General features: G+C 72.1%; 17 protein-coding genes and 1 pseudogene. 13 read left to right on the forward strand and 5 right to left on the reverse strand.

Annotated features, from left to right (window positions below; translation table 11 throughout):
• Positions 1 to 259: 259 nt before the first annotated feature.
• The 3 genes from hmgA to G3I77_RS25835 all read left to right on the forward strand — a co-directional run bounded on the left by hmgA (position 260) and on the right by G3I77_RS25835 (position 3,627).
• Positions 260 to 1,606, forward strand: coding sequence for a homogentisate 1,2-dioxygenase (hmgA, locus tag G3I77_RS25825; protein ID WP_248507563.1), 1,347 nt, complete (start codon positions 260 to 262; stop codon positions 1,604 to 1,606).
• Positions 1,607 to 1,696: 90 nt separating this feature from the next.
• The gene (locus tag G3I77_RS25830) at positions 1,697 to 2,446 is read left to right on the forward strand and encodes a GntR family transcriptional regulator (RefSeq protein WP_248507565.1); all 750 of its coding nucleotides are present in this window, start codon (positions 1,697 to 1,699) and stop codon (positions 2,444 to 2,446) included.
• A 26-nt stretch (positions 2,447 to 2,472) separates the two neighbouring features.
• The gene (locus G3I77_RS25835; RefSeq protein ID WP_248507567.1) at positions 2,473 to 3,627 is read left to right on the forward strand and encodes a type ISP restriction/modification enzyme; all 1,155 of its coding nucleotides are present in this window, start codon (positions 2,473 to 2,475) and stop codon (positions 3,625 to 3,627) included.
• On the opposite strand, the gene G3I77_RS25840 is transcribed toward G3I77_RS25835, so the two are convergent.
• Positions 3,624 to 4,340, reverse strand: a complete 717-nt coding sequence (locus G3I77_RS25840; RefSeq protein WP_248507569.1) for a TetR/AcrR family transcriptional regulator — start codon at positions 4,338 to 4,340, stop codon at positions 3,624 to 3,626. The two genes, G3I77_RS25835 and G3I77_RS25840, sit on opposite strands and share 4 nt — an antisense overlap.
• A 63-nt stretch (positions 4,341 to 4,403) precedes the next feature.
• Between G3I77_RS25840 and G3I77_RS25845 the strand changes: the two genes are divergently transcribed.
• Together G3I77_RS25845 and G3I77_RS25850 are read left to right on the forward strand one after the other, a co-directional pair.
• Entirely contained in the window at positions 4,404 to 5,369 is a 966-nt protein-coding gene (locus G3I77_RS25845; RefSeq protein WP_248507572.1) for an ATP-binding cassette domain-containing protein, read from the forward strand.
• A gap of 1 nt (position 5,370) precedes the next feature.
• Positions 5,371 to 5,901 (forward strand): annotated as a pseudogene (locus G3I77_RS25850) (ABC transporter permease); the annotation flags it as partial.
• Between the two features lie 178 nt (positions 5,902 to 6,079).
• On the opposite strand, the gene G3I77_RS25855 reads toward G3I77_RS25850, so the two are convergent.
• The 3 genes from G3I77_RS25855 to G3I77_RS25865 form a co-directional block, all read right to left on the reverse strand.
• Positions 6,080 to 6,346, reverse strand: a complete 267-nt coding sequence (locus tag G3I77_RS25855) for a hypothetical protein (protein ID WP_184844402.1) — start codon at positions 6,344 to 6,346, stop codon at positions 6,080 to 6,082.
• Between the two features lie 126 nt (positions 6,347 to 6,472).
• Positions 6,473 to 7,291: an anti-sigma factor domain-containing protein gene (locus G3I77_RS25860; RefSeq protein ID WP_248507576.1), complete on the reverse strand. Its 819-nt coding sequence runs from the start codon at positions 7,289 to 7,291 to the stop codon at positions 6,473 to 6,475.
• The gene (locus G3I77_RS25865) at positions 7,288 to 7,830 is read right to left on the reverse strand and encodes a sigma-70 family RNA polymerase sigma factor (protein WP_033312815.1); all 543 of its coding nucleotides are present in this window, start codon (positions 7,828 to 7,830) and stop codon (positions 7,288 to 7,290) included. Before G3I77_RS25865 ends, G3I77_RS25860 begins: the two co-directional genes overlap by 4 nt.
• Before the next feature lie 227 nt (positions 7,831 to 8,057).
• On the opposite strand from G3I77_RS25865, the gene G3I77_RS25870 reads away from it, so the two are divergent.
• From G3I77_RS25870 to G3I77_RS25885, 4 genes are all read left to right on the forward strand, one after another.
• Complete coding sequence (locus G3I77_RS25870) at positions 8,058 to 9,590, forward strand: DUF4331 domain-containing protein (protein WP_248507579.1); 1,533 nt, start codon at positions 8,058 to 8,060, stop codon at positions 9,588 to 9,590.
• A gap of 102 nt (positions 9,591 to 9,692) precedes the next feature.
• Positions 9,693 to 11,201, forward strand: coding sequence for a lipopolysaccharide assembly protein LapB (locus G3I77_RS25875; RefSeq protein ID WP_248507581.1), 1,509 nt, complete (start codon positions 9,693 to 9,695; stop codon positions 11,199 to 11,201).
• Positions 11,198 to 12,784, forward strand: coding sequence for a nickel transporter (locus G3I77_RS25880; protein ID WP_248507582.1), 1,587 nt, complete (start codon positions 11,198 to 11,200; stop codon positions 12,782 to 12,784). Before G3I77_RS25875 ends, G3I77_RS25880 begins: the two co-directional genes overlap by 4 nt.
• A gap of 114 nt (positions 12,785 to 12,898) precedes the next feature.
• A complete protein-coding gene (locus G3I77_RS25885; RefSeq protein ID WP_248507584.1) occupies positions 12,899 to 14,530 on the forward strand; it encodes a serine/threonine-protein kinase in 1,632 nt (543 codons plus the stop codon).
• A 4-nt stretch (positions 14,531 to 14,534) separates the two neighbouring features.
• Here G3I77_RS25885 and G3I77_RS25890 read toward each other — a convergent pair whose 3' ends face one another.
• Positions 14,535 to 15,341 carry an SGNH/GDSL hydrolase family protein gene (locus G3I77_RS25890; RefSeq protein WP_248507586.1) on the reverse strand — a complete coding sequence of 269 codons (807 nt, stop codon included), beginning with the start codon at positions 15,339 to 15,341 and terminating at the stop codon, positions 14,535 to 14,537.
• 338 nt (positions 15,342 to 15,679) lie between these two features.
• Here G3I77_RS25890 and G3I77_RS25895 point away from each other — a divergent pair, with 338 nt between their 5' ends.
• The 4 genes from G3I77_RS25895 (at position 15,680) to G3I77_RS25910 (ending at position 20,047) form a co-directional block, all read left to right on the forward strand.
• On the forward strand, positions 15,680 to 16,885 hold the full coding sequence (locus tag G3I77_RS25895; protein ID WP_248507588.1) for a S8 family peptidase: 1,206 nt from the start codon (positions 15,680 to 15,682) through the stop codon (positions 16,883 to 16,885).
• A gap of 479 nt (positions 16,886 to 17,364) precedes the next feature.
• Positions 17,365 to 18,186, forward strand: a complete 822-nt coding sequence (locus tag G3I77_RS25900; protein ID WP_248507590.1) for a glycosyltransferase family 2 protein — start codon at positions 17,365 to 17,367, stop codon at positions 18,184 to 18,186.
• Complete coding sequence (locus G3I77_RS25905; RefSeq protein ID WP_248507592.1) at positions 18,183 to 19,250, forward strand: glycosyltransferase family 2 protein; 1,068 nt, start codon at positions 18,183 to 18,185, stop codon at positions 19,248 to 19,250. Before G3I77_RS25900 ends, G3I77_RS25905 begins: the two co-directional genes overlap by 4 nt.
• Entirely contained in the window at positions 19,247 to 20,047 is an 801-nt protein-coding gene (locus G3I77_RS25910) for a polysaccharide deacetylase family protein (RefSeq protein ID WP_374386705.1), read from the forward strand. Before G3I77_RS25905 ends, G3I77_RS25910 begins: the two co-directional genes overlap by 4 nt.
• Positions 20,048 to 20,070: the final 23 nt, after the last annotated feature.

The raw sequence follows: 20,070 nt of genomic DNA on the forward strand, positions 1-20,070 counted from the left end.
TGACGCACCGTCTTCCGGGGCATCACCGGAGCCACAACCCGCGGATCCGGCCAGAAGGAGGACACAGACCGCGAGCGCGGCACAACGTCTCCGTGTCCACGACATATCCGGGAGCGTAGAACACACGTCCGGCCCGGCGGATCGTTCTCAAGTCGGGTTCCGGTCATCCGCAGAGAGGATGCCGCGCGCCCCTCTTGCGTCGGGGAAAACGCAATCCTACGGTACTGCAGAGGAATCGGACCGCAAGGGAGCAGCGATCATGGGCGATGGGGGCACCACCCGCGCGAGCGGGTTCGAGCACGGGGGAGCGCGGAAGACCGCCGAAGGGCTGACCTATCTCTCCGGCTTCGGCAACGAGCACAGCTCGGAGGCCGTCCCGGGCGCACTGCCCGAGGGCCGCAACTCACCCCAGCGGGCCCCGCTCGGGCTCTACGCGGAGCAGTTGAGCGGGTCGGCGTTCACCGAGCCGCGGGCGGACAACCGCCGCTCGTGGCTGTACCGGATCCGCCCGTCGGCCGCGCACCCGGCGTTCACCCGGATCCACAACGGCTCGATCCGCACCGCCCCCTTCACCCAGACCGTGCCCGACCCCAACCGCCTGCGCTGGAACCCGCTGCCCGACCCGGCGCCCGAGACCGACTTCCTGGCGGGCCTGTGGACCCTGGGCGGCAACGGCGACGCCACCCAGCGCACCGGCATCGCCGTGCACCTCTACACGGCCAACGCCTCGATGGACCGGGTGTTCAGCGACGCCGACGGTGAGCTGCTGATCGTCCCGGAGCACGGCGGGCTGCTGCTGCACACCGAGTTCGGTCTGCTGCATGTGGAGCCGGGACATGTGGCGCTCGTTCCTCGTGGGGTCCGCTTCCGTGTGGAGCTGCTCGACGAGTCCGCCCGCGGCTATGTGTGCGAGAACTACGGGGCGCCCTTCCGCCTCCCCGACCTGGGCCCGATCGGCGCCAACGGGCTCGCCAATCCCCGGGACTTCCGCGCTCCCGTCGCCGCGTACGAGGACGTCGAGGGACCGGTGGAGGTGGTGAACAAGTTCTGCGGCAACCTGTGGACGGCCACCTACGACCACTCCCCCCTCGACGTGGTGGCCTGGCACGGCAACCACGTGCCCTACGCCTACGACCTGCGCCGGTTCAATGCGCTCGGCACCATCACCTACGACCACCCGGACCCGTCGATCTTCACGGTGCTGACGTCCCCGTCGGACACCCCGGGCCTGGCCGGTGTCGACTTCGTGGTGTTCGCCCCGCGCTGGCTGGTGGGCGAGGACACCTTCCGCCCGCCGTACTTCCACCGGAACGTGATGAGCGAGTACATGGGCCTGATCGAGGGGGCGTACGACGCGAAGGCGGAAGGCTTCGTGCCGGGCGGCGGCTCGCTGCACAACATGATGTCGGCGCACGGCCCGGACCGGGAGACGTTCGACCGCGCGAGCGCCGCCGAGCTGAAGCCGCAGAAGATCGACGACGGTCTGGCGTTCATGTTCGAGACGCGCTGGCCGCTCACCCTCACCCCGCACGCGGCCCGCGCGGAACACCTCCAGCAGCGCTACGACGACGTCTGGCGGGGCATGGAGCGGCACTTCCGCCCCTAGGGGGCTTCTGACGGAACGCCGCTCCTTCTTCCACGGAGATCCGTCAGAAGCCCCCTTGCACTGATCATTTCCTACCGGTACGGATGGCCCGTGACCTCCTTCGCCCCGGACTCCATCGTCCTGAACCGCAAGCTGCCGCTCTGGTACCAGGTGTCGCAGTCGCTGCGCGCCTCGATCCTCGGCCGCTCGCCCCAGGACCCGCTGCGGCTGCCCACCGAGGAGCAGCTGGCCGGGCACTACGGCGTGAGCGTGCTGACGATGCGGCAGGCGCTGAAGGAGCTGGAGGACGAGGGGCTGATCTCGCGCCACCGCCGACGGGGCACGTTCATCGAGCCGCACGCGCGCCGGGGTTCCCCGGTGCGCCTGCTCGGCTCGGTCGACGCGATCGTGGCCCAGCAGTCCGGCATGACGACCGAACTGCTGGAGCACGGCAGCGCACCCGTGCCGGGCGAACTCGCCGAGTTCTTCCCGGATGTGCGGGAGGTCTCGACGTACCACCGGCTGCGGAGCGACGAGAAGACCGGTGAGCCGACGAATCACGCCCGCAACTACGTGCGGCCCGAACTGGCCGCGCGGATCGACCTGGACGACCTCGTCCGGTGGCCCATGACCAAGGTGCTGCGGGACGTGGTGAGGGCGGACATCAGCCGCATCACGGACACGGTGGAGGCGCGGCTGGCCGACCCGGAGACCTCGAAGCTGCTCCAAGTGCCCTTGCTGAGCCCGATCCTGCACTACACGGGCGTGACGTACGACGCCGAGGGACGCCCTCTGGATGTGGCCGTCATTCACTACCGCGGGGACCGGTTCTCCTTCACGGTGACGCTGGACGCCACCTGACCCGCCGGTCGGCGCCAGGTCGTACGATGCCCAGCGTGACGCACGACGACGCTCCGCTGCTGGCGGACCTCATGCCGTGGTCCGTCGCACCGCCGCGGCTCGGCCGGGGCTGGCCGGCGGCGCCCGACGCGGCGTCCCTGAAGGCCCGCTGGGACGCCCTGGTGAAGGCCGAGGGTCCCGACCGCGAGCCCCTGTTCGAGCCGACCCGCTCGCGCACGCTGCACTCGGCGGTCGGCCGGCTGCCCGGCCGGACCGGCAGCGGCACGGAGAAGCTGGTGCGCGCCTCGGGGCCCTGCCCCGAGCCGGTGCGCGTCCTGCTCGCGCCCTACGACGAGCAGTGGCTGATCCCCGACCAGCGGCTGATCGACGCGGCCCGCCCGGAACTGTGGCGGGTGGCGGACGAACGGCAGGCTTTCGTGGTGGAGACACCCGAGGCCACCCCTCCCCTGCTCGTCACCTCGCTGCCCCCGCTGCTCCGCCCCGGCCGGATCCGCCCGCTGTTCCGCCGCCCGGGCGGCCGCGAGCCGAACCTGGCCCCGGGCCTGCTGGAGCACCTCGGCACCCGCCTGGGCAGCGACCCGGCGCCGCTGGACGTCCTGGCCTGGATCACGGCCACGGCCCGCCCGGACCTCACCGTCCCGCTCACCGGGGACGCCGACGCGTGGGAACGCGGCATCGAGCTGGGCCACCGGACGCTGTGGCTGATGCGCCGCGACGGCGAACGCCCGAAGCTCCCCGGCGGCCGCCGCCCCTACGTCCGTGCCCCGCTGCCCTCCCGGCCCGTGACGCTGCGCTACGACCGGGACGAGGAAGCCCTGTTCCTGGACGAGGGCCGCATCTCGCCGGTGCCGCCGGAGGCCTGGGACTTCGAGGTGGGCGGAGTCCGTGTCCTTCAGCAGTGGTTCGAGACCCGCGTCGCCGTCCCCGAGCCGGGCACGCTGGCGGCGATCCGTCCCGCGACCTGGCCGCAGAGCTGGACGTCGGAGCTCCTGGAGCTGATCACCGTCCTCGCGCTCCTGGCCGAGCTGCGCCCCCTGGATGAGCCGGCGCTCCCCGACCCGATCACGGCGACGGACCTGCGCGGGGCCGGCGTCCTGCCGGTGCCGAGAGCGGCCCGCCGGCCGGCGACCGTGCTGGAGGGGCCCGAGGAGGGCCCGGAGGGGCAACTGGCGCTGCTCTAGCGCAGGGCGGGGTCGAAGGCGTCCAGGACGCGTTCGAGTGCCCGTCTGAACACCGCCTCCAGGTCGACCGGCCCGCTCTGCTCCGTGAAGGCCGCGGTCAGCCGCGGATACGCGCCGGTGGCGATCCGGCTGCCCAGATAGGCCATGCGGACCGCGTTCTCCTCTTCAGCCGACCACGGCATGGAGCGGGCGCGTTCGGCGGTCGCGATGTCGTTCCCGGTGTACGTCGTCACAACGCCGTTGAGCAGCGCGATCAGCTCCGTCTTCGTGCCGGCCGGCACGTCGAGCGGTTCGAGGCAGGCCAGGCAGTGCTCCAGGTAGCGCAGGGTGTTGGGGCTGAAGCCGAACACTCCCGGCATCAGGCGCGGCACCCAGGTGTGGCGGTACATGATGGCGCGCGTCTCCTCCGCGTTGCGGAGCATGTCGGCGCGCCAGTCGCCCGTGGGCTCGAACATCTCGTGCTCGGCACCGACGGCGTCGATCATCAGCTCGTACAGGTCCTCCTTGCGGGGGACGTAGTTGTACAGCGACATCGTGCCGCAGCCCAGCTCCGCGGCGACATGCCGCATGGTGACCCCGTCCAGCCCCTGCTCGTCGGCGATCCGCACCGCCGCCGCCGCGATGCCGGCGCGCGTGAACGCCGGTTTCGGCCCACGTCCGGTGCGCTCGGGGCGCGCCCAGATCACTTCGGGTACGGCCGCTCGGCCCGCCATCGCTCATCACCTCGGCCACCATCCTAGTTACGTACAGCGTACGTAGTGCGCTATGGTCATGCCATGACTTCTACGTACGCTGTACTTAGTGAAGGTCTGGCGAAGCGGTTCGGGGAGGTCCATGCCCTGCGCGGGCTGGACCTCGCGGTCGCCGAGGGGACGGTCTGCGGGGTCCTCGGGCCGAACGGGGCGGGGAAGACGACGGCCGTACGACTGTTGACCACGCTGCTGCGGCCGGACGCGGGCTCCGCCCGCATCGCGGGGCACGACCTCGTCCGCGAGGCCGCCGCCGTACGCCGCCGGATCGCCGTCACCGGGCAGGACACCTCGATCGACGGGGACCTCACCGGACGCCAGAACCTCCAGCTGTTCGGCCGGCTGCACCGGGTGCGCGGTCCGGCCGGCCGGACCGCGGAACTCCTCGACCTCTTCGGCCTGACCGAGGCCGCCGACCGCCCCGCGTCCACCTACTCCGGCGGCATGCGCCGCCGCCTGGACCTCGCGGCGAGCCTGGTCCGCCGCCCCGACGTGCTGTTCCTGGACGAGCCGACGACCGGCCTCGACCCGGTCAGCCGCACCCTCATCCGGGACGTGGTGCGCGGCCTCACCACCGAGGGCACGACCGTGCTGCTCACCACGCAGTACCTGGAGGAGGCCGACCAACTGGCCGACGACATCGCCCTGGTGGACCGGGGCCGGGTCACGCACACCGGGTCTCCGGCGCAGCTCAAGTCGCTGGTCGGGGCGCACGCCGAGGTCGTCGTGCCGGACGCGGACATCCTCGCGAAGGCGGCGGGCGTGCTCGACCGGCTGACGGGGGCACAGCCCTCGTTCGACCACGAGCGCAACGCCGTGGGCGCGGTCAGCAGGGACCCGACCCTGACGATCCCGCTGCTGGTGCGCGCCCTGGACACGGCCGGGGTGCCGCTGCTCGACGTGAGCCTGCGCCCGCCGACCCTCGACGACGTGTTCCTGCGCCTGACGGAGACCACGACCGGGACCACCGACGAGAAGGAGCGTGTCGCATGAGCATGCTGGCGTACGACGGGACCGCGATGCTGGGCCGCCAGCTGCTGCGGATGCGGAACAACCCGGGGCGGCGGATGTGGTGGCCGCGGCCGCCGGGGCCGTGCCGTTCCTGCTGGTGGGCCTCGCCGTGGGCTGGCGGGTCGAGGGGAGCCCGCTCGACGCGGCGGGGGCGTTCGCGCTGCTGATGCTGTTCCGCTTCGCGTGCACGTGGGCCGGGATCTACCTCGGCCTGCTCACCCGCAACGAGGAGGCGTCCGGCCAGTTGGGCGGTGCGACGTTCCTGCTGCCGCTGCTCTCCAGCGCGTACATCCCGACGAGCGGACTGCCGGGCTGGCTGCGGACGGTCGCCGAATGGAATCCGATCAGCGCGGTGGCGACGGCCCTGCGGGACCTGCTCGGCAACACTCCGGTGCCCCACGGGGCGGCCTGGCCGGTGGCCCACCCCGTCGCGGGGTCACTCCTGTGGTGCGCCGTGCTGCTCGGGGTGTTCGTGCCGCTCGCCGTGCGTCAGTACGCGCACGGCGAGCGGTGAACGGGCGGCCTCAGCCGCGGGCGTCGCCCCCGGTCACTGCCGGGCGGGGATGTGGCACCGACAGGGGGCGTGCCGCGCTCGGGAACACACCTGGCGCCGCTGCGTGCCGCGGGGATGACGGACGACGGGTGTCGCAGCGCCGGCGCCGGGGGCGGTGCGACCGCCCGAGCGCGGACCCCTACCTGCTGCCGAACAGCGTGCGGCGCAGCCGGCGCAGCGGCGCGAAGAGCGACACACGACGCACGCGCGCGCCCCTGCCACTGCGGTCGTGCGGCTGACGCGCGGTCAGTTCCCGCATCAGCGAGGTCGCCTCGACCGTCTCCCGCTGGGGGACGGCAGGGCCGCCCAGCACCGAGAGGTGGCGGTCGAGGCGCGAACTGGTCGCGCTGCTCCCGCAGGTGATCGCAGGGACCCTGGCCCTGCTGCGCACTGTTATCTGATCCATGTCACTCCCCACCCGTACGAGTCCACCCGGCCCGGGCAGGTTAACCCTATCGCCCCGTCCGGGCACTCGTGTATCTCGGTCACAGGATTCACCTTCCCCATAAGGGGGTTGACGATGTATCTCCGATTACTCTCCGAATCCAACAGATTTCAGGGCGAGTTGGACGATCGGCTGGGTAGTGGGCTGCGGCGATCCCCCGGCGGGCTCGACGGTCACCGCCAGTGACGTCGCGGAGGCGCCCAGACCCGTTGCGACCAGGGGCGTGTCGCCCTCGAAGAGCCCGAGGGAGCGTGGTTGCGCGCCCGGGCGCATGAGCCACAACTGGTGCACGCGACTGCCCGACGGGGCTCCGTATCCGCCGAGGGTGACCACCGCGCTCCCCTCCGTGGCGGAAGCGATCACTCCGATGGTGCGCCCCCGCCCGTCCCGGCCGCTGCTCGCACGGGCGTCCGGAGCCGCCAGAACGTGGGCGATCTCACGTGACCGATCTTGCTCGGCGGTCAGCCGGTCCTGGGTCCGGTTCGCCTGCACGGCGAACAGCGAGGCGACCACGAGGGCCGCGGCGGCGGTGGCCGTCGCGAAGGGCACGAACAGCGGGATCCGGCGCCGTTGCCGCTGCCGTGGCGGCGGCTGGGCACCCCACACGTGCGGCGGCAGCTGCGTCGCACGCGCCCGTACCGGCTCGCGCCCCGCACCCTGCGGCGCCGGGTCCTGCGGAGTCGTCCGTACGGCGAGCATGACCCGGTCGCGCATCGCGGCCGGGGGCGGGGCGGTCGTGGACCAGGCGAGCCGGACGGCGTCCTCGGTCAGGGCGCGCACCTCGGCGGCGCAGCGGTCGCAGTCCCTCAGGTGCTTCTCGAAGCGGACCCGCTCCGGGGGCTCCAGGGCGTCCAGCGCGTAGGGCGCGGCGAGCGAGTGCAGGTCCTCGCGGCCAAAGAGGCTCATGCCACACCTCCCAGGCACTCGCGCATACGGGTCAGTCCGTCCCGCATCCGGGTCTTGACGGTACCCAGCGGCAGGGAGAGCTGCTCGGCCACCTCACGGTACGTGTAGCCCTCGTAGTAGGCGAGGGTGACCGACTGGCGCTGCAGGACGGTGAGCCGGTCGAGGCAGCGGCGCACCCACTCGCGTTCGAGGCCGGCCTCGACCTCCTCGGTGACCTGGTCGAAGGCGGGCTGGTTCGCGCGGAGCGCCTCGCGCTGCTCGCGCTCCCCGGCCGCCCGGGCGCTGCGGACCCGGTCGACGGCGCGGCGGTGGGCGAGGGTGAGGATCCACGACATCGCACTGCCCCTGCCCGGGTCGAACTTCGCTGCGGACCGCCACAGTTCGAGCAGCACCTCCTGAGCCACCTCCTCCGACTGGGCGGGGTCGCGCACCACACGCCGTACGAGACCGAACACGGGACCGGACACCAGTCCGTACAGCTCCTCGAAGGCCTTCTGGTCCCCACCTGCCACGAGCAGCAGCAGCTCGTCCGCCTCCACTCGGTCCCCCTCTCCGAGGCCGCACCGGGCCTGTCCCCTCACACGAGGCATTCGCAACGCACACACCTCCGGACGGTGTTACGGATCAGCGCGTCGAAAACGCGGGTCGCCCGGCGATGAAACAACTTCGCCGCCTCGCCGTAAGAACGTTTGAGATTCGACCAATCCGCTTCGCCGACCGCTCCGAATGGCGTGTGTCAGGCAAGTTGGCACGGAGGACGGACGGCATGACACCTATCTCCAGGACCGGTGCGGGACGCACGAGCATCGCGACCGTGATCTGTGGCGCGCTGGCCGCCGGCGGGCTCGCAGCCGCCGGTGTGACCGCGCTGGAACCTGAGGCGGCCTCCGCCTCCAGCCACCGCGAGGCCCCGCTGATCTCGGGGACCCCCCAGTACGACAACACGGACGTGTACGCGTTCGTCAGCCCGGACAAGCCGGACACGACGACCATCGTCGCGAACTGGATCCCCTTCGAGGAACCGGCCGGAGGGCCCAACTTCTTCACGTTCGCCGAGGACGCCCAGTACGACCTGCGCATCGACAGCAACGGTGACGCGAAGGAAGACCTGCTCTTCCGGTACACGTTCAAGACTCATACGAAGAACGACAAGACGTTCCTGTACAACACGGGCCCGGTCGAGAGCCTCGACGACCCCGACCTGAACATCACGCAGACGTACGACCTCGAACTGATCAAGCTGCGGAACCTGAAGGCCGTCTCGAAGACCAAGGTCGCCGACGACGTGCCGGTGGCGCCGTCGAACGTCGGCAAGGCGTCAATGCCGGACTACAACACCCTGCGCAAGCAGGCGGTCCACAAACTGGCCGGCGGCGCCCAGACGTTCGCCGGGCAGGCCGACGACCCGTTCTTCCTGGACCTGCGCGTCTTCGACCTGCTGTACGGCGGGAACCTCTCCGAGGTCGGCAACGACACCCTCAAGGGCTACAACGTCAACTCGATCGCCCTGCAGGTGCCCAACAGCTTCATCACCGAGTCGCACGAGCAGCCGATCGTCGGCATCTGGTCGACAACCCAGCGCAAGAACGCCAAGGGCTACTTCACGCAGGTCTCGCGCCTCGGCAACCCGCTGGTCAACGAGGTCGTCAACCCGATCAAGGACAAGGACAAGTTCAACGCGTCCACCCCGCGCGACGACGCCCAGTTCCTGGAGAACGTCACCAACCCGGAGCTGCCCAAGCTCATCGAGGCGATCTACAAGATCCCGGCGCCGGCCGAGCCGCGCAACGACCTGGTCGACGTCTTCCTCAAGGGCGTCAAGGACCTCAACCAGCCGCCGCACGTGACGCCGTCGGAGCAGCTGCGGCTCAACACGTCCATCAAGCCGGCCGCCAAGCCCAAGCGGCTGGGCGTCCTGGACGGTGACAACGCGGGCTTCCCGAACGGCCGTCGCCTCACCGACGACGTGATCGACGCCTCGCTCCAGGTCGTCGAGGGCGAACTGCTGGGCGCGAAGAACGACCTCGGTGACGCGGTCGACAAGAACGACAAGAAGTTCGAGAAGGCCTTCCCGTACGTCGCTCTGCCGACGGAGGGTTCGCGCGGTCCGCTCGCCAAGGGCGTGGACGGCGGCAACGACGTCCGCAGCCAGCTGGGCGACGCGCTCCAGCCGGCCGGCGCGCAGGGCTCGGACGACATGCGCCTGATCGCCGCGTCCGCGGGGGCCGGGGCGGGCGGCATCGTCCTGATCGGCGCGGCCCTGATGTGGTGGCGCCGCATGCGGAACCGGGCCTACTAGACCCGCTCCGCTCCCACCGACTGGCGCGGCCCGTTTCCCGTCCCCCACGGCGCGGGCCGCGCCGCCGACTCCCGCACCAGCACATCCGATCGAGGAGAGGTCATGCCTCCGCGTACCACCGACAGCACACCGGCCAGGCGCGACGACGACCGAGCGCCGTCGGCGGACCCGGAGCACCCGGAGCCCGGCACCGCCGGGGAGCGGGACGGTGGTGCGGCTGAGTCCGGCGCCGGTCGGCGGGTCGCCGCCATGCGGCGGGCCGCCGATGGGGGCCGTCGGTGGCGGGCCCTGCATCTGGCCGGTTGTGCCGTGCTGCTGGCGGTCGCGGTGACCGGTGGGGCCATCGCGGTCGGGGGCGTGCAGGACCGCGGGGCCGGTGTCGATGCCGTGTCGGCGTCCGGGGCGTTGTCGCCCGGCGATCTCGCCCGGGGGGATCTCGACGCGGGGATCGCGTCCCTGCAGCAGCATCTCCGGGCCCAGCCGAGGGACTTCGGCAGTTGGACCACCCTCGGGGTCGCCTACGTCGAGCAGGCCCGTACGAAGGGCGACCCCTCCCGGTATCCGCAGGCCGAGCGCGCCCTGAAACGGTCTCTCGCGCTGGAGCCCGGCAACGACCAGGCCCTGGCCGGGCAGGCCGCCCTCGCCGCCGCCCGGCACGACTTCCCCGGCGCCCTGGCCCACGCCGACCGGGCCCTGAAGCAGAACCCCTACAACGAGCGCGCCCTGTGCACCCGTATCGACGCCCTGGTCGAACTCGGCCGGTACGACGAGGCCGCCGAGGCCGCCGAGACCGCCGACGACAGGCGCCCCGGCGTGCCCGTCTTCACTCGGTACGCGTACGTGCACGAGCTGCGCGGCGACGTCCGCACGGCGCGTGAGGTGCTGGAGCGCGCCCTCAGCTCGGCCGCCGCGCCCGCCGACGTCGCGTACGTCGCCACCGCCCTCGGCCAGCTCGCCTGGAACCAGGGTGAGTACAAGACGGCGCTCGGCCACTACGCCCGTGCCCTCGCCGCCGACGACGAGTACCTGCCCGCCTTGGAGGGCCGCGCCCGCGCCCAGGCCGCGAGCGGTGACCGGGCGGCCGCCCTGAAGGGGCTGGAGCAGGTCGTCGCCCGGTTCCCGCTGCCCGGCCCGCTCGTCGCCCTCGGCGAGCTGTACGAGGACCGCGACGCCGACGGCGACCGGGCGAAGGCCGGCGACCAGTACGCCCTCGTCGACGCCTGGACGGCCCTCGCCCGCGCCGGCGGTGTCAACGCCGACCTCGACTCGGCCATGGCCGCCGCAGACCACGGCGACAAGAAGGAGGCCCTGCGCGCCGCCCGCGCCGAGTGGGACCGCCGCCACAGCGTCCACACCGCCGACGCCCTCGCCTGGGCCCTGCACGTCAACGGCCGTGACGAGGAAGCCCTGCCGTACGCCCGCCGGGCGACCGCCACCGGCTATGACAACGCCGTCTTCCTCTTCCACCGCGGTGTCATCGAGCGCGCCACCGGCGACGATCGCGGGGCCCGCGCGCATCTGAAGGCCGCGCTGGACCTGAACCCCGGCTTCTCGCCCCTCGGCGCGCGCGAGGCCCGTACCGCACTCGAGGACCTGGAGGGGAACCGGTGACCCTGCGCCGGCTGTTCGCGTCCGGCGCCGCCGTCCTCACGGCCGCCTGCGCGCTCACCCTGCTGCCCGCCGCCACGGCGAGCGCCCACCCGCTGGGCAACTTCACCGTCAACCGCTACGACGGCCTGGTCGCCGCCCCCGGCGAACTGCGGGTCCACCACGTCGAGGACCTCGCCGAGATCCCGGCGACCCAGGCGGGGCCGGACATCGAGCGGCTGGGCATCGCCATGTGGGCCCGCGAGCGGTGCGCCACGGCCGCCGAGGACAGCCACGCGACCGTCGGCGGACGCCGGGTCACCCTCACCGCCGAGCGCAGCCACGCGCGCGTGCGGCCCGGGCAGGCGGGGCTCGACACCCTCCGTGTGGAGTGCGAGCTGACCGCTCCTCTGCCGTCGGGCGAGAAGACCCTGGCCCTCGGCTTCCGCGGTGCGGGCGCCTCCAGCGGCCCGGGCTGGCGGGAGATCACGGCGCGCGGCGACCGTATGACCCTCGCCGCGTCGGATGTGCCGGAGAAGTCGATATCGGCCGAACTGACCAGCTACCCCGAGGAGTTGCTGTCCTCCCCGGCCGACACCGCGTCGGCCGCCCTGCGGGTGCGCCCCGGCGGCGCCGCCCTGGACGGGGAGGATGCGGACGCCCCCGCGGCCTCCGTGCTCCCGCGCGGCGCGGACCGCTGGACACGGGCCCTGGACGACCTGGTGGCCCGGCAGGACCTCACCGCCGGCTTCGCCGCGCTGGCCCTCCTCATCGCCGTCGTCCTGGGTGCGATGCACGCGCTCGCCCCGGGCCACGGCAAGACCATCATGGCCGCGACGGCGGCGGCCCGGGGCGGCCAGGCCCGGATGAAGGACGTCCTGCCCATGGCCGCCTCGGTGACCGTCACGCACACCCTGGGCGTGGTCGCCCTGGGCCTGCTGGTCACGGCCGGCTCTGCGGCGGCGCCCTCGGTGATCGCCTGGCTCGGCGTCGCCAGCGGCCTCCTGGTGGCCCTGGTGGGCGCGAGCCTGGTCCGACGCGCCCTGCGCAACCGCGCGCACAGCCAGCCGCACGGCCATCATCACGACCACGGAAGCCACACTCACACCCACGACAGCCACACCCACGACCACCACGACCACACCCACGACCACGACCACGACCACCCGCACGGCCACACCCACGACCACGACCACCCCCACTCCCACCCCCACACGATCGAGCACACCCACGGCGGATTCACCCACAGCCATGCCGTCGCCCCCACCCTGCGCGGCACGATCCTCATGGGCTTCGCGGGCGGGCTCGTGCCCAGCCCGTCCGCCGTGGTGGTGCTGGTCGGCGCCGCGGCCCTCGGGCAGGCCTGGTTCGGTCTGCTGCTCGTCGTCGCCTACGGCGTCGGCCTGGCGCTCACCCTCACCGCCGCCGGGTACGCCGTCGTCAAGGCGGGCAGCGGCATGACCCGGCTGCTGGACCGGCGCCCCCGATGGACGGCGGGCCCGATGGCGGCCCTGGTGCGCCGGACCGCCCCGCTCGGTTCGGCCTTCGCCGTGGTGGTTCTCGGGGCCGGACTGGTGTTCAAGGGGGCGGCATCCGCACTCGGCTGAGTTACGTTCGACAGGCATCGGACGTCAGGAGAAAAGCGGACGTCGTGAGGAAAACCGACCTCATGGGGAAAACACTTCCCATGGAGATTTCGCCCGGCTGCGAATGGGGGCGCCGTGTTCGAAGAACCGGGCCATGAGCGTGTGATCGCGGGCCGCTACCGGCTCCTGGCGCCGCTCGGCGAGGGCGGCATGGGGACGGTGTGGCGCGCCCGCGACGAGGTGCTGCACCGCGAGGTCGCCGTCAAGGAGGTGCGCGCCCCCGCCGGACTGGCGGGCGACGACGTGCAGCGGATGTACGCGCGGCTGGAGCGGGAGGCGTGGGCGGCGGCCCGGGTCGCCAACCGCAACGTGGTGACGGTGTACGACGTGGCGACGGATGAGGGCCGGCCCTGGATCGTCATGGAACTGGTCCGCGGCCTCTCCCTGGCGGAGGTCCTGGACGCCGAGGGCCCGATGACACCGCAGCGTGCCGCGCACATCGGCGCCGAGGTGCTGGCCGCGCTGCGGTCCGCGCACGAGGCCGGGGTACTGCACCGGGACGTGAAGCCGGCCAACGTGCTGATCTCGAACGACGGCCGGATCGTGCTCACCGACTTCGGCATCGCCATGGTCGAGGGCAGCTCCGCGCTGACCATGACGGGGGAGGTCATCGGCTCGCCCGAGTTCCTCGCCCCGGAGCGGGCGCTCGGCCGTACGCCGGGCCCGGAGTCGGACCTGTGGTCGCTCGGGGTGCTGCTCTACGCGGCGGTCGAGGGCCACTCCCCCTTCCGTCACGACACCCCGCTGAGCACGCTGCGGGCGATCGTCGACGAGGAGCTGCCGCCGCCGTACCGGGCCGGTCCGCTCGCCCCGGTGATCGAGGGGCTGCTGCGCAAGGATCCCGAGCAGCGGCTGCCGCCCGAGCGGGCCGAGGAGGAGCTGCGGGTCGTCGCCGCGGGCGGTTCGCCGCGCACGGGCACCACGCGGGCGGTTCCGTTCCCTCCGACGGTCGCGGGCCACCCCGCACCCGCTCCCACGCCCCCGATGCCGTTCCCGGGCCGGTCTGCGGCGTCCGGTCCGACCGCGGCCACGACGGCCACGGGCCGGGGCGGGGACCGAAGGGCCGGGCGGGTGCTGGTCGTGGGCGTGATCGCGCTGGCGCTCGCGGTGGGCGGCCTGACGTACGCGCTGCTGAACAACGGGGACGGCTCCGGCGACAACGACCAGGGGGCCGGGGACAGCACGCCCACCGCGACCAAGAGCCCGCCGCGGAACACCGGGACCGAGAAGTCCAGCCCGTCGCCGTCCCCGAGCAGGACGAAGGAGAGCAGTCCGCCGCCGCAGTCGGTGCGGGTCGCCCTGGAGGGCCGGCGCACGGACTACTCGGGCACCTGTCCGCCGCCGAACGCCCAGGCACCCGAGTTCACGGCGACGCTCACGGTGGGGCGGCTGCCGGCCGAGGTGAGCTACCGCTGGGTGACCGAGGACGGCCAAGTGCTCGACGGGGGCTGGAAGACGCTGTCGTTCCCCGACGGCGGTGGCCGTGCGAAGCAGGACACGGTGCGGGTGACGACCGAGGCGGAGAGCGGGACGTTCGAGAACGAGATCAGCGTCGAGGTGCGGGAGCCGGTGCGGGCGACGTCCGAGTCGGTGCCGTTCTCGGTGACGTGCGAGACGGAGACCCCGACGGACGGGGCCTCCCCTTCTCCTTCCGGCACGGACCCGGACCCGGACTCGGGCCCGGACTCGGACTCGGACTCCGGCTGAGCGGTCAGTCGTTGGCGTTGAGCACGGGCAGATAGCCGCCCGACTGGCCGGGTGCCTTCGGGTGGTACGACTCGCCGATGTTGAGCCAGCTGACGCTGTGCAGCCAGGAGTCGCCGGAGCAGATCTCGTGGCCGGTGAAGGTGGTGCGTACGTCGCCGAAGGCGTAGCCGTGGTTCGCGGCGCGCTTGGCGAGGGCGGTGTTGAGGTGGTCGGAGGCGTCGTTGATGGCCTTGCGCTTGGTCTCGGACAGACCGAGGCAGGTGGCGCCGAGCTTGTAGAAGCGGGGGTAGCCGAGGACGACGACCCGGGCGGTGGGGGCCTTGGAGCGGATGGCCGAGTACACGCTGTCGAGCTTGCCGGGCAGCGTGGAGTCGACGTACGCCCGGGCGGTGTTGATGCGGGAGACGCAGGCGCTGTCGGACTGGGTCACACAGGTCGTCATGACGTCGGCGAATCCGGCGTCGTTGCCGCCGACGCTGATCGAGACGAGGGCGGTGGAGGCGCCGAGCGGGGCGAGCTGGTTTGCCAGAACATCACCCGTTCGGGCGCCCGAGCAGGCCGTGAAGTCGAAGGTCGAGGGTGAGTGGGCGGCTGCCCAGAGGTAGGGGTAGGCCTTGGTGCTGCGCTTGCAGTCGCCGCTGGAGCTGATGTAGCTGCCGGCTCCGACTCCGGAGGAGTAGGAGTCACCGAGCGCCACATAGCCGCCAGTTGCGGCGAGTGAGGACGCCTGCGCCGTCGCTGCCCCGGTGAGGGCGGTGCCGACGGCGAGGAGGAGCGAGCTCACGAGGACGACAAATCGGGAACGTCTCATGGAACCTCCCTTTAGCAGGATCTCTGCCATAACCGTCGTAGCAGCTACGCGTGTTGACAGGAAGTGTCCATGCCAAGTCTTTTCGGCCTTCCGTGAATGCCCATGGCTTGTTCACAGCGGGTCGTGTTACACGCCCACCTCCTGTTGTTGCGCGTGCATGACAAATTTGTTGACAGACGCTCAGCTCTCTTGTTCTACGCCGGTAGTTGGCCGACGCTTTACTCCGGCCGGGAGCGGAACACGACACTCCCCGGCCCGTGTGCGCGAGCACGCGCACATCCCCCACAGGACGCGCGCCCCACCCAGGCGTGCGCCGCCTAGAGGAGGAATCCCTCGTCATGGCACAACTGCGCAGCAAGAGACTCGGGTTCGCCGCACTCACCTCGCTGGCCACCGCAGCCCTCGTGGGCGGGCTCACCGCCCTTCCCGCCCAGGCCGCACCCGCCGAGGGCCGGGTGCTCGCCGCGGACTCCCCGACCGCGATCAAGGACAGCTACCTCGTCACGCTCAAGAAGAGCGCGGGCCTGAAGGCGTCCTCGGCCGCGGGCAAGGGGCTGGTGAAGGAGTACGGCGGCTCGGTCGAGAAGACGTTCGGCAAGGCGCTGAACGGCTACTCGGCCACCCTCTCCGCGACCGAGGCCCGGCAGCTCGCCGCCGACCCGGCGGTGGCCTCCGTCGAGCAGAACCAGCGCGTCACGCTGGCCGCCACCCAGACCAGCGCCCCCTGGGGCCTGGACCGCATCGACCAGGCCTCCCTCCCGCTGTCCGGCACCTACACCTACCCGGACAGCGCGGGCGGCGGGGTGACGGTCTATGTGATCGACACCGGTGTGCGCATCACCCACCAGCAGATCAGCGGCCGCGCCTCGTACGGCTACGACGCCGTCGACGGCGACACCACCGCCTCCGACGGCAACGGCCACGGCACCCATGTGGCCACCACGATCGCGGGCTCGACCTACGGCGTCGCCAAGAAGGCGAAGATCGTGGGCGTGCGGGTGCTGAACAACAGCGGCTCCGGCACCACGGCCGGTGTGATCGCGGGCATCGACTGGGTGACGCAGAACCACTCCGGCCCCTCGGTCGCCAACATGTCGCTCGGCGGCGGCGCCTCCGCGACCCTGGACGCGGCGGTCCGCAACTCCATAGCCAGCGGCGTCACCTACGCCGTCGCCGCGGGCAACAGCAGCACCACCGCCTCCTCGTCCTCGCCGGCCCGGGTCGCCGAGGCGATCACGGTCGGGGCCACCACCCGCACGGACGCCAAGGCGAGCTACTCCAACTACGGCTCCGTGCTGGACATCTTCGCGCCCGGGTCCTCCATCACGGCCGGCTGGCACACCGGCGACACCGCGACCAACACCATCTCCGGCACCTCGATGGCGACCCCGCACGTCGCGGGCGCGGCGGCGGTCTACCTGGCGGGCCACACCTCGTCCACCCCGGCCCAGGTCGCCACGGCCCTGGTGAACGGCGCCGTCACCGGCAAGGTCACCAGCGCGGGTTCGGGCTCGCCGAACCGGCTGCTGCAGATCGTGCAGTGACCGGCATCCCCACCGGCACCTGAACATGCGTTCCCCGGAGGCCCTGATCGCCTCCGGGGAACGCATGCTTATGTGACGGGAACTCGCAACTTGGGTCCCACAAGGCGCCTGTCGCAACGTACAAACCAACAAAAACGTGAGAGGCCGTTCCAGGTCTTGCCATACGGGTTCAATCGTCAATACCGTCATACATCTCACCCGCATCGGTCCGTCAGTACGCGGCTCTAGGGGAGGGCTCAAGGACCGCGACGAACCGGCGCGGGGCGCGGTAGGGGGGTGCCGTGCTCGGTGACCGCACCGGTCTCCGGGCCGTGCCGCGCGGTCGGCTGCCGTTTTTCGCTGCCGACCAGCTTTGCCAGCTCACCCGGCGTGCCCGAAGCTCCATCTCGGCGTGCCACGGGTGAGAACCCCCCTTTCGAACCGGACTGGATCCGGACTGCCCTGGGGGGGCGGTCCACCGGACGAGAGGGACCAGACTCATGAGCTCAGTTCTGCAGCCGGCCGCGACGGACCCGTATCCGCCGACCGCCGGGAAGTACCGGCCCGTCTCCTCGCACCTGGCCATAGCGCCGCCGGTGAGCGTGGTCATCCCGGCGATGAACGAGGCGGATAACCTTCCGTACGTCTTCAAGTCCCTGCCCGACTGGATCCACGAAGTGGTCCTGGTCGACGGCAACTCCACCGACAACACCGTTGAGGTGGCCCGCGAGCTGTGGCCCGAGGTGAAGGTCGTCGAGCAGCGCGGCAAGGGCAAGGGCGACGCCCTGATCACCGGGTTCCAGGCCTGCTCCGGCGACATCATCGTGATGGTCGACGCGGACGGCTCGGCGGACGGCGGGGAAATCCTGTCGTACGTCTCCGCCCTGGTCTCCGGCGCGGACTTCGCCAAGGGCTCCCGCTTCGCCAACGGCGGTGGCACCGACGACATGACCTTCATACGCAAGCTCGGCAACTGGGCGCTGTGCACGGTCGTCAACCGCAAGTTCGGCGCCCGTTACACCGACCTCTGCTACGGCTACAACGCGTTCTGGCGCCACTGCCTCGACAAGATCGACCTCGACTGCACCGGCTTCGAGGTCGAGACGCTGATGAACATCCGGGTCGTCAAGGCCGGGCTCAAGGTGCAGGAGATCCCGAGCCACGAGTACCTGCGCATCCACGGCACCAGCAACCTGCGGGCCGTGCGGGACGGGCTGCGCGTCCTGAGGGTGATCCTGCAGGAGCGCTCCAACCGCCGCGCCCTGCGCCGCCGTTCGCCCCAGTCGCCGATGCTGGACGCGATGCGGGGAGAGGTGTCTTGAGCGGTCCCGGCATCTCCGTCGTGATCTGCGCGTACACCGAGGACCGCTGGGAGGACATCCTCGCCGCGGTCTCCTCGGTCCGCGCGCAGTCCCGGCCGGCCCTGGAGACGCTGCTGGTCGTCGATCACAACGAGACGCTCCGGGAGCGTCTGGCCAAGGAGTACAAGGAGTCCTCCGACGGCAGGGAGTCCTCCGACGGCGCTGTGGTGCGGGTGCTCGCCAACGCGGGCCCCCGCGGCCTGTCCGCCGGCCGCAACACCGGCATCGCCGCCGCGCGCGGCGAGGTCGTGGCCTTCCTCGACGACGACGCCGTGGCCGAGCGCGACTGGCTGTGGCACTTCGCCGAGGCGTACGGCGACCCGCGGGTGATGGCGGTCGGCGGGCGTACGGTTCCGGTCTGGGCGTCGGGGCGGCGGCCCGACTGGTTCCCGGAGGAGTTCGACTGGGTGGTGGGCTGCACGTATCTGGGCCTGCCGCGCGGCCGGGTCCGGGTGCGCAACGTGCTCGGCGGCAACGCCTCGTTCCGCCGCAGCGCCTTCGACGCGGCGGGCGGCTTCGCCACCGGCATCGGCCGGGACGGCGACAAACGCCCGCTGGGCTGCGAGGAGACGGAACTGTGCATCCGCCTCAGCCGCGCCCGGCCCGACGCGGTACTGCTGATCGACGACCGGGCGGTGATCCACCACCGGGTGCCCGAGATCCGCGAGCACTTCCGCTACTTCCGCACCCGCGCCTACGCCGAGGGCCTGTCCAAGGCCCTGGTGGCCCGGAGCGTCGGCGCCGAGAAGGGCTTGGAGTCGGAGCGCCGGTACGCCACCCGGGTCCTGCCGGCCGGGGTGGCCCGGGGGCTGCGGGACGCCCTGCTGGCCCGGCCCGGAGGTGCGGGACGGGCCGGCGCGATCGTGGCCGGGGTGCTGACGGCGGCGGGCGGTTACGTCGTCGGCAGCGTCCGGGCACGCCGCGGCGGAACGACGTTCTCGGTGCCCGAGGTGGAGGCGGCGCCGGGTGCGGGACCGTCGCGCGTGCCGGCCGAGGGAGCGGCCAGGGGAGGGGCGAGTCCGTGAGCGACGCCCGCGTACCGATCCTCATGTACCACGCGGTCGCGACCGACCCGAACGAGGCGACCCGCGCCCTGTCGGTCACCCCGGAGGCGTTCGCCGAGCAGATGGCGGTGCTCGCGGACCGGGGTCTCAGGCCGGTCACCACGGCCGGACTGGCGGCGTGCTGGCGCTCCGGCCGCGCACTGCCGGAGCGGCCGGTCCTCATCACCTTCGACGACGGCTACGAGGGCGTGCACCGGCACGCCCTCCCCGCGCTCGCCAAGCACGGCTTCCCGGCCACCCTGTTCGTCTCGACCGGGTGGCTCAGAGGGCCGTACGACACCGGGGGCGGCCTGGACACCATGCTGGACTGGGACCAGGTCCGCGAACTCGCGGCGGGCGGCGTCGAGATCGGCGGGCACAGCCACAGCCACCCGCAGCTCGACCAGGTCTCCGACGCCACCCTGCGGTTCGAGCTGATCCACTGCAAGGAGATCATCGGGGACCAACTGGGCACCGTCCCGGCCTCGTTCGCCTACCCCTACGGCTACTCCAGCCGCCGGGTCCGGCAGACGGTGCGCGAGACGGGCTACGCCCAGGCCCTCGCCGTCGGCAACGGCCTCGCGCGCCGCGCGCAGGGGCCGTACGCGCTGCGGCGGGTGACGGTGCGCCGCAGCACGGGTATCGAGGAGTTCGAGCGGATCGTCGAGGGCCGCGCGATCGCCCGTACGTTCGCCGGGGACCGTGCCCTGACCCAGGGATACGCCCTGGTGCGCAGGGCCCGGCAGGCGCGCGGGCTGGTCTCCCGCTCCGGGGGCTGACCTGCACCGGGGCAACATGCCGC

The sequence above is a fragment of the Streptomyces sp. D2-8 genome, from assembly GCF_023184515.1.
In the GTDB taxonomy this organism is placed as follows: Bacteria; Actinomycetota; Actinomycetes; order Streptomycetales; family Streptomycetaceae; genus Streptomyces.